16 protein-coding genes are annotated in these 14,594 nt (G+C 71.9%); 8 read left to right on the forward strand and 8 right to left on the reverse strand.

What is annotated here, in order from left to right:
- Positions 1–296 precede the first annotated feature (296 nt).
- Entirely contained in the window at positions 297–1,013 is a 717-nt protein-coding gene (locus ACTFTM_RS11640; protein WP_449565801.1) for a hypothetical protein, read from the forward strand.
- Positions 1,014–1,024: 11 nt separating this feature from the next.
- Here the strand turns inward: ACTFTM_RS11640 and ACTFTM_RS11645 are convergent, their stop codons facing one another.
- Positions 1,025–1,513: an FBP domain-containing protein gene (locus ACTFTM_RS11645; protein WP_449565802.1), complete on the reverse strand. Its 489-nt coding sequence runs from the start codon at positions 1,511–1,513 to the stop codon at positions 1,025–1,027.
- 61 nt (positions 1,514–1,574) lie between these two features.
- On the opposite strand from ACTFTM_RS11645, the gene ACTFTM_RS11650 reads away from it, so the two are divergent.
- Complete coding sequence (locus tag ACTFTM_RS11650) at positions 1,575–2,144, forward strand: TetR/AcrR family transcriptional regulator (protein ID WP_449565803.1); 570 nt, start codon at positions 1,575–1,577, stop codon at positions 2,142–2,144.
- Positions 2,145–2,212: 68 nt separating this feature from the next.
- On the opposite strand, the gene ACTFTM_RS11655 is transcribed toward ACTFTM_RS11650, so the two are convergent.
- Entirely contained in the window at positions 2,213–3,220 is a 1,008-nt protein-coding gene (locus ACTFTM_RS11655) for a hypothetical protein (RefSeq protein WP_449565804.1), read from the reverse strand.
- A gap of 94 nt (positions 3,221–3,314) precedes the next feature.
- Here ACTFTM_RS11655 and ACTFTM_RS11660 point away from each other — a divergent pair, with 94 nt between their 5' ends.
- Both ACTFTM_RS11660 and ACTFTM_RS11665 read left to right on the forward strand, forming a co-directional pair.
- Positions 3,315–3,719, forward strand: coding sequence for a winged helix-turn-helix transcriptional regulator (locus ACTFTM_RS11660; RefSeq protein WP_449565805.1), 405 nt, complete (start codon positions 3,315–3,317; stop codon positions 3,717–3,719).
- Entirely contained in the window at positions 3,716–4,303 is a 588-nt protein-coding gene (locus ACTFTM_RS11665) for a DUF1684 domain-containing protein (protein ID WP_449566611.1), read from the forward strand. The genes ACTFTM_RS11660 and ACTFTM_RS11665 overlap by 4 nt, the downstream gene beginning before the upstream one ends.
- A gap of 45 nt (positions 4,304–4,348) precedes the next feature.
- On the opposite strand, the gene ACTFTM_RS11670 is transcribed toward ACTFTM_RS11665, so the two are convergent.
- On the reverse strand, positions 4,349–4,939 hold the full coding sequence (locus ACTFTM_RS11670; protein ID WP_449565806.1) for a general stress protein: 591 nt from the start codon (positions 4,937–4,939) through the stop codon (positions 4,349–4,351).
- A 120-nt stretch (positions 4,940–5,059) separates the two neighbouring features.
- Here ACTFTM_RS11670 and ACTFTM_RS11675 point away from each other — a divergent pair, with 120 nt between their 5' ends.
- Both ACTFTM_RS11675 and ACTFTM_RS11680 read left to right on the forward strand, forming a co-directional pair.
- Positions 5,060–6,892 (forward strand): glycoside hydrolase family 15 protein, encoded by a 1,833-nt coding sequence (locus tag ACTFTM_RS11675; protein ID WP_449565807.1) that lies wholly within the window; start codon positions 5,060–5,062, stop codon positions 6,890–6,892.
- 33 nt (positions 6,893–6,925) lie between these two features.
- A complete protein-coding gene (locus ACTFTM_RS11680) occupies positions 6,926–7,426 on the forward strand; it encodes a metallophosphoesterase family protein (RefSeq protein WP_449565808.1) in 501 nt (166 codons plus the stop codon).
- 8 nt (positions 7,427–7,434) lie between these two features.
- On the opposite strand, the gene ACTFTM_RS11685 is transcribed toward ACTFTM_RS11680, so the two are convergent.
- Positions 7,435–7,650 (reverse strand): DUF3072 domain-containing protein, encoded by a 216-nt coding sequence (locus ACTFTM_RS11685; protein ID WP_449565809.1) that lies wholly within the window; start codon positions 7,648–7,650, stop codon positions 7,435–7,437.
- 73 nt (positions 7,651–7,723) lie between these two features.
- Between ACTFTM_RS11685 and ACTFTM_RS11690 the strand changes: the two genes are divergently transcribed.
- Positions 7,724–8,686: an NAD(P)/FAD-dependent oxidoreductase gene (locus ACTFTM_RS11690; RefSeq protein WP_449565810.1), complete on the forward strand. Its 963-nt coding sequence runs from the start codon at positions 7,724–7,726 to the stop codon at positions 8,684–8,686.
- An 18-nt stretch (positions 8,687–8,704) separates the two neighbouring features.
- On the opposite strand, the gene ACTFTM_RS11695 is transcribed toward ACTFTM_RS11690, so the two are convergent.
- The 3 genes from ACTFTM_RS11695 to ACTFTM_RS11705 all read right to left on the reverse strand — a co-directional run bounded on the left by ACTFTM_RS11695 (position 8,705) and on the right by ACTFTM_RS11705 (position 12,971).
- The gene (locus ACTFTM_RS11695) at positions 8,705–9,991 is read right to left on the reverse strand and encodes a cation:proton antiporter domain-containing protein (RefSeq protein WP_449565811.1); all 1,287 of its coding nucleotides are present in this window, start codon (positions 9,989–9,991) and stop codon (positions 8,705–8,707) included.
- Between the two features lie 109 nt (positions 9,992–10,100).
- Positions 10,101–10,778 (reverse strand): HAD family hydrolase, encoded by a 678-nt coding sequence (locus ACTFTM_RS11700; RefSeq protein ID WP_449565812.1) that lies wholly within the window; start codon positions 10,776–10,778, stop codon positions 10,101–10,103.
- Positions 10,779–10,838: 60 nt separating this feature from the next.
- Entirely contained in the window at positions 10,839–12,971 is a 2,133-nt protein-coding gene (locus ACTFTM_RS11705; protein WP_449565813.1) for a SpoIIE family protein phosphatase, read from the reverse strand.
- Positions 12,972–13,169: 198 nt separating this feature from the next.
- Between ACTFTM_RS11705 and ACTFTM_RS11710 the strand changes: the two genes are divergently transcribed.
- A complete protein-coding gene (locus tag ACTFTM_RS11710; RefSeq protein WP_449565814.1) occupies positions 13,170–14,033 on the forward strand; it encodes a mechanosensitive ion channel family protein in 864 nt (287 codons plus the stop codon).
- Between the two features lie 63 nt (positions 14,034–14,096).
- Here the strand turns inward: ACTFTM_RS11710 and ACTFTM_RS11715 are convergent, their stop codons facing one another.
- Positions 14,097–14,450 (reverse strand): DUF6401 family natural product biosynthesis protein, encoded by a 354-nt coding sequence (locus tag ACTFTM_RS11715; RefSeq protein WP_449565815.1) that lies wholly within the window; start codon positions 14,448–14,450, stop codon positions 14,097–14,099.
- Positions 14,451–14,594: the final 144 nt, after the last annotated feature.

Raw genomic sequence — 14,594 nt, forward strand, 5'->3', positions numbered from 1 at the left:
TAGGCATCCTTCCATGCGGTGACGATGCCGGTTGTCCGGAGGTGCGGGCCCAGGTGGGACCTCCTCTGGTTCGGCGCTGTCGAGCTGCCCCGGAAATGGGGCAGGCTGCGTCCACCGCGCTGTGCGAGTCGACGGGCGGGCCCAGATCTGGGGCAGCTCGACAGGGCCCATACCCACATAGGGCACCGGTACGAGCATCGTTTACGCCAGCGCGGCCGGTAAATTGCCCCCATCGCCGATAGTGGAATTCTCGATATTCTGGCGACGGGCGTTGAGGATCGTATGGGGGATATGGGGTGAACGAGGAAGAGGCTCAGAAAAGTACTTCACCTGACAGTTCAGATGATGTCCCCGACGAAGTCACGTCGCCCCCGGCCACAGGAGGCAGCGAAGGCCGGCAACCCCGCTCTCCGTCGCGGCCGTGGGAGGCCGTGGCCGCAGTCTCTGCCGCTGCCGGGGTGATCGTGGCGCTCGCCGTCGGCCTGCCGAGTGTTCTGTCGGACAAGTCCGCCGAGTCCGATCGCCCCCCGACCTCCGTGTCCCCGCCGTCGGCCCCGGCGCAGGCGCCGTCGCCCAGCCCTGCGCCGCCTGTCACGATCCTCACGCCAACGTCAACAGATGGCGCCACCGTGGAGTGTGTGAAAGACGCCTGCGCCATCGAGGTGCGCGGCAGGACGCGCGCTGCGACTGGACTGCATTCCTATGTGCTGATCGCGCGCGAATGCTGCCCCGGGGACGCGCCGCGGTATTACGTCCAGTGGGATTCCACGAAAGAGGTCCCCGGTGGGGACTGGGTCGCTCTGGCCTACGTGCAAAAGCCGCCCATCAACGCTACGTTCCAGATCAAGGCGATTCTCACCACCTCCGTCATACGGGCGACGCCCGGAGCCGACGACCTCATCGTCTGGTCCGACGACATGGCGGAGGCCGTCGGACTCGTCGCGGAGACGCCGACGGTCACCGTGAAAGTCGCGGACGTCGTCCAGGCGACCGCGTTCTGCGACTGCTCATAGCGGGACGCCAGTTACTCGGTGACCCGGCGCAGGAACGCGGCCAGGTGGCCGGTGGTGCGGTCGATCTTCTCGGCCAGCGTGATGGTCTCGTCGATTCGCCGTCCGGCCTCCTTCTTGCCCCGCACGTAGAGCGAGCAGGCCAGGTCGGAGCAGACGTACGCGCCCACGGAGTTGCCCTGTCGGCCCTCACGGCCGGCCTTGCGGGCGGTCATCAACGAGACGCCGTCGCCGGTGTGGGTGGTCAGGCAGAGGGAGCACATGCTGCGCCGTACCCGTCCGGTCTGCTGCGGTGCCACCCGCAGCGCGACCCCGACGGGACCGTCGTCGGTCTCGGCGACCAGGTACGCCCGCTGCGGCGCGGCGGGATCCCGCCAGCCGAGGAAGTCGAGGTCGTCCCAGGGGTACGTGTCCAGATCTCCCGGTACGGCCATCCGCTTCGCCTCGCCCTGCGTGACGTTGACGAAGGAGGCGCGGATGGCGGATTCGGTGATGGCTAGCATAGGTAGTAGCCTAGCTCTCTTAGGCAAGCGATTAACAAGGCTAGGTTGAGGGGTGTGGCGGGTGGCACGTGCCGGAGTGACGGTCGAGCGACTGACCCGGGTGGCGGCCGACCTGGCCGACGAGGTGGGCATCGAGAACGTGACCGTCGCCGCCCTCGCGCGGCACTTCGGCGTGAAGGACGCGAGCCTCTACTTCCACATCAAGAACGCCCACGACCTGCGTGTCCGCATCGCCCTCCTGGCGCTCGCCGAGCTGGCCGACCAGGTCGCCGACGCGCTGGCCGGCCGGGCCGGCAAGGACGCGTTGGTCGCCTTCGCCAACGCCTACCGGAACTACGCGACACGGCACCCGGGCCGGTACGCGGCCATGCAGATCGACCTCGACCCGGAGACGGCCGCCGCGAGCGCCGGAATTCGGCACTCGGAGATGACCCGGGCCATCCTGCGCGGCTACCGGCTCGCCGAGCCCGACCAGACCGACGCCATCCGGATGATGCACAGCACGTTCCACGGCTTCGTGAGCCTGGAGCGGACCGGCAGCTTCCGCCACACGCCGCGCCCGACGGACGACTCGTGGGCCCGTACCCTCGACGCTCTTGATGCTCTGCTGCGCAACTGGCCGCAGCGGTGACGGCCGGGCGAGCATGGCGCTGCATGCTCACCCGGCCGCCAATCACCGCGGCTCCGGCCCACGTCAGGTCATCGGCCGGCCTCGGCGGCGAGCGGCCGTCGCTGTGCGGTCCGCTGTCGGAGCAGGACGAACCCGAGCCCCGCCAGGAACCAGGCGGCGAGCACCGCGAGCGGCACCAACGTGTGCGAGCCGCCGAAGTAGCCGAAGTTGTTCACCGCGCGAACGGCCGCGCCCGGCGGGAGCTTCGCCGAGATTGCCTGCGCCCAGCTCGGCAGCAGGTCGATGCCGATCGTCGCACCGCTCGTCGCGTTGCCGATGGTGGTGAGGGTGAGCACGGCGAGCGCGATGCCGATCGGCCCGAGCCAGGCGCCGAGGGCCTTCGTGGTGAAGGCGCTGGCCGCCGACAGCAGGATGAGCGACAGGGCGAGCAGGGGGAACGGCGCCGTCAGTGAGCCGTACACCGGGCCGGCGACGGTGGCCGCGACCACGCCGATCACGACCGCGAAGCCGCCCATCGCGTAGAGCCGGTGGCGCAGGCGCACCTTCGCGGTGGCAGCGGTGAGCCCCTGCGCGAGGACGAACGACGAGAGGGTGACCCCGAAGACCACGTAGAAGGCGGAGAGTCCACGGCTGTCGTAGCTGGCCAGCGGCACGATGTCGTTCTCCTGGACGGTCATGCCCGCGTGCCTGCCGAGACCGGCGACGAGTTGCCGCGCGGCGCCGCTCTCGCTGAAGCCGCTCGCGCCGGCGTAGTCGAGCCGCAGGCTGTCGGGGGAGGCCGCACTGAGGACCGCGACGGCGTCGCCGTCGTGGACCAGGGCGGCACCGGCGTCGACGCTGGTGACAGGTGTGACGGCGACGGCATCGCCGAAACCGGCGTGGGCGGCGGTGGCGAGTTGGTCGCCGACCACCGCGATCGGCAGGCGGCTCGGCGCGGGATCACGTTGCAGCCCGACGTAGACGGCGATGAACGCCGTACCGATGATCAGGCCGGTGATCACCAGCGACAGCCAGGCTCGTCGCTGGGTGGCGACCGGCGTTTCCTGCTCGGTGGGTGGATCGGTTGGCGACGTCATGGGTGCTTCCTCGGGTAGTGTGGTTTGAATGTCCAACCAGATGAACCGTAGCACCCCTGGTTTGAATTCCAAACCAGCGCGGGACACTCTCGCGGTGGCGCTCGACGCGGTCAACGACAGGTGGTCGCTGCACATCGTGCGGGCGCTCGCCTTCGGCGCGTCGCGGTACACCGAGATCCTGCGAGCGGTCGGCGCACCACGGGACGTCCTCGCCGCCCGGCTGCGGAAACTGGCCGAAACCGGCATCCTGCGGGCCCGTACCTCCGAGGACGGCAAGGTCGCCGGGTACGAACTCACCCAGAAGGGCCGGGACCTCGGTCAGGTCATCCTCGTGCTCAAGCGCTGGGGCGACACCTACAGCGATGCCGACGTGCCCCAGGTCGACTTCATCCACGACGTCTGCGGCGAGGTGTTCGTCGCCGAAGTCCGTTGCCAGGCGTGCGGCCGGCCCCTGAAGTCCGGCGAGCTGTCCCTCGACAAGGAGTCCCCGGCATGCTGACCGACCTCGAGTTGGCCGACTGGCGGGAGCGGGTGGCCCGGCTGTACCTGTCCGACGTCGACCTGGCCGGCTTCCGCGCCGGCCGCGACGACCTCTTCGCCACCCATCCGCAGAGCCCCATCCCGCCCGACGAACGGCCCGCGTTCCGGGGCGTGCGCTACTTTCCGCCCAACCCGGAGGCGGTGGTCGAAGCGCCGCTACGGCCGGCCAGCGGTGAGTTGAGCACCGACACCGGCGGCCCGGACGGAGTGGTCAACTACCGGCGGGTGGCGGTGGCCGAGACGTCATGGGGGCCGCTGACGCTGTGGTGGATCGAGGCGTACGGGGGCGGACTGTTCGTGCCGCTGCGCGACGGCACCTGCGGACGGGACACCTACGGCGGGGGCCGCTACCTCACCGACACGGTGAAGGGCACCTTCGGCCGGGGCGTCGAACTGCTCCCCGGTGACCGGGTCCGGCTGGACGCCAACTACCTCTACAACCCGAGCTGCGCGTACGACGACCGCTGGGCCTGCCCCCTCGCGCCGCCGGAGAACCGCGTCGACGTCCCGTTACGCGCCGGCGAGCTGGCGTACCACGACTGACGGCCGCCCCGGCCAACTGCCGGGGCGGCCGCTCGTGCCGAGGGCTCAGCGGGTGTTCGTCGGGCGGGAGCCGGGCATCTGCATGCGGCCCAGGAGCTGCCTCGCCTGGTCGGCTAGCTGCGCGTCGACCGTCACAGCGTACTGGCCCGCGCGCAGCGAACTGGCCGAGGTGAAGTCGCGCTGCCCGCCGGTCATGGCGTGCGCTACCGCCCCGAACACGGCACCCCAGATCGCGCCGATGACCAGCCCGACCAGGATCACCGCCAGCCAGTTGCCGACGGTGAAGATGCCGAACAGCAGGCCGATGAAGAGCCCGAACCAGGCGCCGGTGCCGGCGCCGAGCAGGGCCGCGCGGCCCGTCGTCATCCGTCCGAGCACCGTCTCGACAAGCGTCAGGTTCGTGCCGACGATGGCGCTGTGCTCCACCGGGAAGCGGTTGTCCGCCAGATAGTCGACCACCTTCTGCGCGGACGGATAGTCCGGATACGAGCCGATCGTCACGGTGGGCGGGCCACCTTCCGGCCCGTGCCCGTCCGCGCCGGGTGTCGACGGGCGGCCTGCCGGGCCGGCCGGAAGCACGTCACCACTGGATGCGCCGGGCCGCCAGGCGGCGGTCGGCTCCGGGGCTGAGGTCATGAGTATCCTCCCTCGTCAGCCACCGGGTTTCCCGCCAGTGCCGAGCGGTAACGCCGGGCCGGCAGGTGGGTACCGCGGCTTCGGGAGGCATGCGCGGGGACGGCCCGGGTAGGCAGCCGGGTGCAGACCGCAAAGATCAGCGACCACGGCTTCCTCGCGGACGGCCGCAGCGCGGCTCTGGTGGACCACACGGGGTCGGTGAACTGGTGGTGCCCGGGTCGGTTCGACGCCCCGTCGGTATTCGCGCGGCTGCTCGGCGAGGACGCCGGGCACTGGTCCATACGGCCGGAGACCGACGACTTCACCGTCGAACGCCGCTACCTCGACGACACCCTGGTGCTGCGGACCGTGTTTCGTACCGCCCAGGGCGAGGTGGAGTTGACCGACGCGCTGGCCCTGGAGCCCGGCGCGCGCGAGCACGACATCGGTTACCGCTCGCCGCAGGTGCTGGTCCGCAGCGTGCGGGGCCTCTCCGGCGAGGTGCCGATGCGGGTGCACTACCGACCCCGATTCGAGTACGGCCGCACCACGCCGTTCCTCGTCGAGCGGGACGGCGCCCTGGAGGCGGTCGGTGGGGCCAGCCGACTCGCCCTCGTCGGCAGCGTGCCGCTGACCTGCGGTGAGGGCGAGGCCGCGGCGACGTTCACCGTCCGCGCCGGCACGACCAACAACTTCACCCTCGGGTACGCCCCGACCTACGATTCGCCCCGCCCGCAGGTGCCCGACGCCGACCGGACCATCGCCGACACCGCCCAGGGGTGGCGCTCCTGGGTCCGCAAGCACGAGTACCACGGGATCTACGCCGAGCACGTGCGGCGCAGCGCGCTGATCGTGCAGGGCATGACGTACCGGCCCAGCGGCGCGGTGGTCGCCGCCGTGACGACGTCGCTGCCGGAGCAACTCGGCGGGGACCGGAACTACGACTACCGCTACGTCTGGGTGCGCGACTTCAGCCTGACCCTGCGGGCCCTGTGGCGGACGGCGTGCTTCGACGAGGTGCAGCGGCAGTTCACCTGGATGGGGCGGGCCATGGGCCGGATCGACGAGGAGCCGGTGCCCATCATGTACGGGGTGCTGGGGGAGCGGGACCTCACCGAACACCGCCTCGACCAGCTCGCCGGCTACCGCGACAGCCCGCCCGTGATGATCGGTAACGACGCGTGGCGGCAGCGCCAGACCGACATCTTCGGTGAGGCGCTGGACGCGGCCTGGCTGATGCGCGACCGGCTGGAGCCGCTGGAGCCGGACGTCTACCACCTGCTGCGGTCCCTCGCCGACAAGGCGGCCCGGGACTGGGCGCTGCCGGACGCCGGGATGTGGGAGGAACGCGGAGTCGAACGTCACCACGTCTCCTCGAAGGTGCACTGCTGGTCGGCGCTGGACCGGGCGGTCCGCTTCGGCGCCCGGCTGGGGGAACCGCAGGACGTGGCCCGCTGGGCGGCCGCCCGCGACGAGGTGCGCGCCCAGGTGCTGGAACGGGGCTGGAACGAGCGCGTCGGCGCGTACACCGGTAGTTACGGATCCGACCAGCTGGACGCGTCGGTGCTGGTGATGCCCCTGGTGGGGTTCCTGCCGGCCGACGACGAGCGGATGCGCTCGACGATCCGTGCCGTCGAGGCCAAGCTGTCCCACGACGGCCTGCTGCGACGCTGGGACGGCGACCCGGCGGGCTTCCTCATCTGCTCGTTCTGGCTGGTCTGCTGCCTGGCGCTGGCCGGGGAACGGGACCGGGCGCACGAGTTGTTCGAGACGCTGCTCGCGCGGCTCAACGACCTGGGACTGTTCGCCGAGCAGATCGATCCGCTGACCGGGGAGCAGTTGGGCAACTTTCCGCAGGCGTTCTCGCACATCGGCCTGATCAACGCTGTCGGTGTGCTCTCCGACGTCGAGGAGAACCCGGCGCTGCGTCACCGCGGCATGCCGCCCGCCTTCTTCACCCCGGCGTCGCGCTGAGCACGCCGCCCGCGCCCGGGGGATGATGCCGGCATGAGGCTGGTGCTCACGGCGGACACGCATCTCCCCAAGCGGGCCCGGGACCTCCCGGAGCAGTTGTGGACGGCTGTCGAGGCGGCGGACGTCGTGCTGCACGCCGGCGACTGGGTCGACGAGTCGCTGCTCGACGCGATGACCGCCCGCGCGCGGCGGCTCGTCGGCGTGTACGGCAACAACGACGGGCCGGAGCTGCGCGCCCGGCTACCCGAGGTGGCCCGCGTCGACCTCGACGGGCTACGGGTCGCCGTGGTGCACGAGACGGGCCCGCGCACCGGCCGCGAACAGCGGTGCGCGGCCCGCTTCCCCGACGTCGACCTGCTGGTCTTCGGGCACTCGCACATCCCCTGGGACACCGTGGCCCCCAACGGGCTGCGCCTGCTCAACCCCGGGTCGCCCACCGACCGTCGATCCCAGCCGTACGCCACCTACCTGGAGGCCGAGACGACCCGGGGTAACCTCGCGTCCGTGCGCCTGCACACCCTGCCGAGGCGCTGAGCGCGGACCTACTGGCCGCGACCCGTCTCGGCCTGGAGCTCGTCGATCGCCTTCGAGGCCTCGGCCTTGGTCAGGTCGTCCGGGAGCGTCGCGTCCGCCTCCCGGGCGAGCGTGGCCAGGTACGACTCCTGGGCCGCCGTGGGTGGCTCGTCGCCGGTGACCCACTCGTCCGGGTCCTTGATCGCGCCGCGCGGGTCGGCCTGGTCGTTGCTACGGTCCGTCATCCTCATCACCCTTTCTTCGAACAGGTGTGCCAGTACCCCGATCGCCGCCGGTTCATGCCCCTACGATCACCTGATGAGCGTGAACTCCTCGGGCGTACTGGTGATCGGGGCGGGCATCGCCGGGGTGGCGTGCGCCGTGGAGCTGACCCGCGCCGGAGTGCCCGTGCAGGTCCGCGAACGGGGGCACGTCAGCGGCGGCCGGATGGCCAGCAAACGCTTCGACGGCCGGCCCGCCGACATCGGCGCCGCGTACTTCACCGCCAGCGACCCGGACTTCGCCGCCGTCGTCGACGGGTGGCGTGCCGCCGGTCTGGTCCGCGAGTGGACCGACACCTTCTGGGCGTACGACACCAACGGGCGGCACGAGGTCCCCGGGCCGCTGCGGTACGCCGCCCCACGGGGGCTGCGGTCGCTCGTCGAACACCTCGCCCGGCCGGTGCCGGTGACCGTCGACCGGTTGGTGCTCGCCGTGGAACCCGGGCCGACGGTCGACGGCGAGGCGTACGAGGCTGTCGCCCTGGCGATGCCGGGACCGCAGGCGGCTCTGCTGCTCGATCCGGCGCTGGTCGACGCCACCCGGGTCGTCCAGGCGCAGACCTGGTCGCCGACCCTCTCGGCGGTGCTGCGCTTCGCGTCCCGGAGCTGGCCGACCTTCCGGGGCGCGTTCGTCAACGACCATCCGGTGCTCAGCCTGGTCTGCGACGACGGCGACCGGCGCGGCGACGACGCGCCGGTGCTGGTCGCGCACACCGTGCCGGAGTTCGCCGCCGGGCACCTGGCCCAACCCTCCGCCGCCGGTCCGGCGATCGAGCAGGCCGTACGGGACCTGCTCGGGCTGCCGGACGAGGCCGCCGACGTGCACGTGCACCGCTGGACGTACGCCAAGCCGACCGGCGAACCCACCGACGTCACCCACCACCTCGACGCGGACGGGATCGGCCTGGCCGGCGACGCGTTCGGCACACCCCGCGTGCAGAGCGCCTGGCGCTCCGGCCGGGACCTCGGTCGCGCGCTTGCCGCCCGACTCGGCTGCTGAGGGATCCTGGCGCGCCTTTCAGTGCCCGGCGGCGGCCACCGGCTGGGCCTCCCGCTCGGACGGGTCCGCGGTCCGCTCACCCTCACGGTCCAGCAACTGCATCACCGGGGTCGCCGCGACGCCGTGCACCACCACGGACACGAGCACCACCAGCCCCACCGTGGCCCACAGCAGCTCCGCCTGTGGGAAGTCCGCCTTCGTGGTGGCGTACGCCAGGTAGTAGAACGAGCCCACGCCGCGGATGCCGAACAGCGAGATCACCCAGTGCTCCGCCGGACGGCCGGGGGCGCCACGCAGCGACAACCAGCCGACCGCAGGCCGGATCAGGAAGACCAGCGCCAGCCCGACAGACGCCGCCGGCCAGGTCAGCGGCGCGAGCAGGCCGCCCACGATCGCGCCCCCGAGCAGCAGCAACAACACCAGGGTGAGCAACCGTTCCACCTGCTCGGCGAAGTCGTGCAGCACCGAGTGGAACTCGTGGGTCCGCTCGGCGGCCCGGATGGCCCGCGCGGCCACGAACACCGCGAGGAAGCCGTACCCGCCGGCCACCTCCACCAGCCCGTACGCCAGGAACGTGGCCGCGAGGGCCAGGAAACCCTCGGCGTGCCGGGCCAGCCGCAACTCGCTGGGCGCCCGGAAGAACAGCTTGCCGAGCAGCCAGCCGATGAGCAGACCGCCGCCCACCCCGACGCCGACCTTCCACAGCACGTCGACGGTGAACCACTCGGCCAGCCACGCGCGGGGCGCGAGGCTGGTCGAGGCGATGGCGATGGCCGCGTAGACGAACGGGAACGCCAGCCCGTCGTTGAGGCCCGCCTCCGAGGTCAGGGCGAAGCGGACCTCGTCCTCGGAGTCCTCCACATCGGTCGGCTCGCCGACCTGCACGTCGGCGGCGAGCACCGGGTCGGTCGGGGCCAGCGCGGCGGCCAGCAGCAGCGCCGCGGCGGGCACCAGGCCGGCCCACCACCAGCCGAGCAGCGCCACCGCCGCGATGCACACCGGCATCGCGATGGCCAGCAGTCGCCAGGTGGAGGACCACCGGGTCCAGCTCAGCGGCCGGTCGATCTTCAACCCGGCGCCCATCAGGGCGACGATCACCCCTATCTCGGTCAGGTGGGTGGCCAGCTCGGGATGGGCCAGCGGGTCCGGTGTGGGCAGTCCGATCGGGAGGACGAAGACCAGCATGCCGAGAGCGAGGAACGCGATCGGCATGGACAGCGGGCGGCGTTCCAACACCCTCGGCAGGATGCCCGCGAGCAGTGCGCCCACGCCCACCAACGCGAACGCCACGTCTACCGGCTCCACGAACACACCACCCTCTCGCCGCACCCGCACGGTGCGGGCAGGTGGCCACAGACCATGCCCCGCGAGACTGGTGGCTATGCGTGCCGACCCGGACGAACCGGAGTGGGTTTCACCTCGGGCGGGTCAGGGGGGAGTCCTCCAGCTCGGCCAGCAGCGCGGCCGGGTCGTCGTACACCGCCACCGCGCCGGCGCCGGCGAGTTCGCCGCGGCTCGTGCCGCCGCAGGTCAACCCGACGCACGGGATGTCGAGCTTGCCGGCCGCCGCGACATCCCACACCGAGTCGCCGACGAAGACGACCCGCTCGGCGGCCAGCCCCGACTGCTCAAGCGCTGCTTCGAGAATGTCCGGCGCGGGCTTGCTCTCCTTCGCGTCGGCCGACGAGGTGACGGTGTCCACCACGTCGTCCGCGTTCAGCGCCCGGCGCAGCGCGCCGACCTCGTGTTCGGCGGCGGAGGTGGCGAGCACCACCCGCAGCCCCCGCTCGGCGCAGGCGCGCAGCAGGTCCGCCGCCCGGGGCAGGGGCGTCAGCCGTTCCCAGTACTCGGTGTAGAGGGTGTCGTGCGCCTCGCGCAGCTTCGGATCGTCGTCGCGGTCCCGCTCTGGACCGAGCAGGTGATCCAGCAGCTTGTCCGAGCCCATGCCGATCGAGCGGTGCACGGTCGCCATCGGCACCGGCCGGTCGACCTGGCGCAGCGCCTCCCACCAGCTCACCGTGTGCAGGTACGTGGTGTCGACAAGGGTTCCGTCGACGTCGAAGAGCACCCCTTGGGGTTGTTCGTTGGCCATGGCCGCACTCCTACCCCTTCGGCGATCGGCTGACTCGCCCCGGTGCCTGGTGGGTACGACTCAGTGTGGCTCGGTCGGTGGGACGAGGATCTCGAACCAGACCGTCGAGCCGCGGACGGAAGGGTCGGTGCCCCAGGCGTCGCTCAGCTCCTCGATGAGACCCAGTCCGCGTCCGCGACTGCTCAACGTGTCGGTACGCGCCCGGGTCACGGTGCCCCGGGTGCCGGAATCGGCGACCGAGACCAGCAGGCGCTCCGGGCTGAGGTCGATCTCCACCCGGGCGGCCGTACCGGCGTGCAGCAACGCGTTGGTCGTCAGCTCGCTGGTGCACAGCACCGCCGCGCCGATCACCGACTCGGGCACCTGCCACTCGGTGAGCTGACCGGTCATCCAGTGCCGGACCCGGCTCGGCGCGGTCGGCTCCGCCGGCACCTCCATCGCCGCCGACCGGCTCGGCTTGAGGGCGTGCTCGACCGCCAGCACCGCCACGTCGTCCTCGGTGCCCCCGGACACCGCCGCGGTCGCCACCGCACAGAGGGCGCGGGGGTCGCTGGTCCCGGCCTTGGCCACGGCGTCGCCGAGGGTGTCCATTCCGATGCTCAGGCTCTGCCTGCGCCGCTCCACCACCCCGTCGCTGAACAGCAGGAGGGTGTCGCCGGGCGGGAACGCGACGGTGACGGTGGCAGGTCGCCCGCCCAGCCCGAGCGGGGGAGCGGCCGGCACCGGTACGTACTCCGCGTGGGTGCGGCCGTCGGGTGCGCACCGGCGGATCAGGGGAGCGGGATGACCGGCGCTGGCCAGGGTCAGTTCCCGCCGTTCGGCGTCGATGACGCCGAACGCCACGGTGACGAACAGCTCGTGACTGCCGGCCTCCGTGCCGAGGCTGGTCACCAAGCGGTCCAGACCGGTCAGCACCGCGTCCGGGGCCGGATCGGCCAGGGCCAGGGCGCGCAGGGCCGCCCGCACCTGCCCCATCCGCGCTGCGGCCTGGACGTCGTGCCCGGCGACGTCGCCCAGGACCACGCCGAGCGCGCCGGTGGGCAGCAGGAACGCGTCGTAGAAGTCGCCGCCGGCGGCGTTGCCGTCCACTCCCGGGTCGTAGCGGGCCGCGATCCGCAGCCGGGGCAGGTCGGGCAGATGCTCGGGCAGCATGCTGCGTTGCAGCAACTGGGCGGTGCCGTGCTGGGTCTCGAACCGCCGCGCCCGCTCGGCGGCCTGGCCGATCAGCTCCGCCGCGGCGGCCAGCAGCGCCCGTTCGGCGGCCGACCAGGTGTGCGCGCCCTGGTAGCCGACCGTCAGCCCGCCGCGGACCACCGACGTGCCCAGCGGGAGCGTGGCCATCGAGCGGATCTTCTGGTCGTGCCGGTCCACGGCGGTGTCGCGCAGCGGCTGACCGTCGCGGACGAACAGGGCCTGGCCCGACCGGGCCGCCAGCGCGACCGGGCCCTCCCAGTCGGCCGGCGCCCGCCGCCACAGCGGAGGCAGCCGCTCGTCGGCCTCGTCCATCAACTCGCCGCGGACCCGACGCACCATCCGCCAGCCGCCGCCACCCTCGTCGACCACGAACGCCACCCGGTCGGCGTCGAACATTCCGATGGTGTGGCGCAGCGCGACCCGGGCCACGTCGTCCAGGGTGAGGGTGCCGGCGAGCGCGGCGGCCACCTCGCTGAGACTCTGCAACTGCTCGGTGACGTGAGTGGTTTCGGCGGCCACGGTCAGGATTCCGACGATCTGACCGGCGCTGTCGCGTACGGGCGAGTGACTGCGGGTGAAGACCACCTGCTCGACACCGCCACTCTCCCCGAGCAGGGGAAGCGTGGACTCCTTCTCCAGGAACGGCACACCCTGCCGGTAGGCGCGCTCGATCGCGTCACCGAAGCCGGGCACCTCCCACACCTCGGCGTGGACCTCGGCGGCCGGTCGACCAAGAGCGGCCGGGTGCCTGCTGCCCAGCAACTCGGCGTAGCCGTCGTTGTAGAGCAGGACCAGGTCGTCGCCGTACGCCAGCGCCATCGGCATCGGCGAGGCGAGGATCAGCCCGACCACCGCCCGGACCGCCGCGTCCCACCCCTCGCGCGGGCCGAGCGCGGTGGCGGACCAGTCGTGGGCGAGCACGGCCGCCGCGCCGGGCCCGGTGGATGCGCCGGGTACCGGAATTGCTGGCGTGGGGACTCGCCCGACCGTTCCTGGCATGTTCGCAGCCTAGCCGGCCGTGGCTCAGCCGCATCCGATCATGTGCGCGGGTCGCCGACAGCCCTCGCGTGGTTGCCGTTCGGGCAGGTCAGGGCCCCTGTTTGTCGACTTGTCGGAAAAATGGCAGCGAGCCGCCCGGACTGCCGCACCGGTGGCCGGGTATGCGCCCGGCGCAGTCCACGCGACAGGAGGGACATCATGCTGAAAACCCTCGCGGTGCGGCAGGCCGACATCGGCGACGCCATCGCCGACACCTGGAGGTCGGTGCTGCTCTTCATCCCGAAGGCAGTGGCCTTCATCGTCATCCTCGTGGTCGGCTGGCTAATCGCCAGAGCGGTCCTCAAGATCGTGGATGCGGTGCTGGAACGGGTGCGCTTCGACGAGGCCGTCGAACGCGGAGGCATCAAACGGGCACTCGAGAGAACGAAGTACGACGCCAGCGACATCCTGGCCAGGTTGGCGTACTACGCCGTCCTGCTGTTCACCCTGCAGTTCGCCTTCGGCGTCTGGGGGCCCAACGCGATCAGTGACCTGATCAGCGGCGTGGTGTCCTGGCTGCCGCGCGCGTTCATCGCGATCGTCATCGTGGTGATCGCGGCCGCCATCGCCAACGCCGTCCGGGATCTGGTCACCGGGGCGCTGGGCGGACTCTCGTACGGCAAGGTCCTGGCGGACCTGACGGCGATCTTCATCATCGCGCTCGGCGTGATCGCCGCGCTGAACCAGGTGGGCATCGCCACCACGGTCACCACTCCGGTGCTGATCGCCGTCCTCGCCACGGTCGCCGGCATCCTGATCGTCGGCGTCGGCGGTGGCCTGGTCAAGCCGATGCAGAACCGCTGGGACGGCTGGCTGGACCGGGCCGCCCGGGAAGCCCAGGCGGTGCAGGAGCACCGGCGGGCAACCTCGGCCGGGCGGGGCGACATGGAGCGGCAGATGGCCGACCGTGGCGGCGACCGGACCCAGGCCATGCCCCGGGTCGACGAACAGTCGACGATGTCCGGTGGGCGTGGCACGTACCAGTCCGGTGCGTCCGACCAGACCCAGCAGTACCGCCCGTAACGCGGCGGGACCGCGTCAGGAAAGGGCGTCCACGCAAAGCGTGTGGGCGCCCTTTCGCGCGCTCTAGGAACGGTCGAGCGAGCGGGCCAGCGCGCAGACGGCGACCAGCCGGGCCAGCGGCCACTCCGGCGCGCTCCAGTCCACCGGCCCCCGCGGCGGGGTCCACCCGTGCTCCAGCGCGGCGGCGCGTACCCCCTCGGCGTAGCCGGCGAGCGTCGCTGCGGTCAACGGCCGCCGGTCCCCGTCCAGGCTGTCGCGTACGGCGGCAGCGTGCTGGTCGACAAGCGCCAGGAGCCCGGGACGCGCGGCGGCGGCGGCGAGACCGGCGGTGCCCACGGAGACGGTGAGGGCGGCCAGGGTGGACCGCGCCGACTCGACGGCGGTCGGAGAGGCGACCCGGTTGAACGGCACACGCATGGTGACCGAGGCTAACCGACCGGTGATCGTCCGGCCTCGGCCGCTCGGCGCTTGTGGGTTGTGCCACCGGACGAGTCTTGGCTGGCCGCGAGGGTTGATCCGGCACAGACGGGGCACCAGGTACCCGACCACGCAGGACGGCAC

Source organism: Micromonospora sp. RB23 (assembly GCF_053585025.1).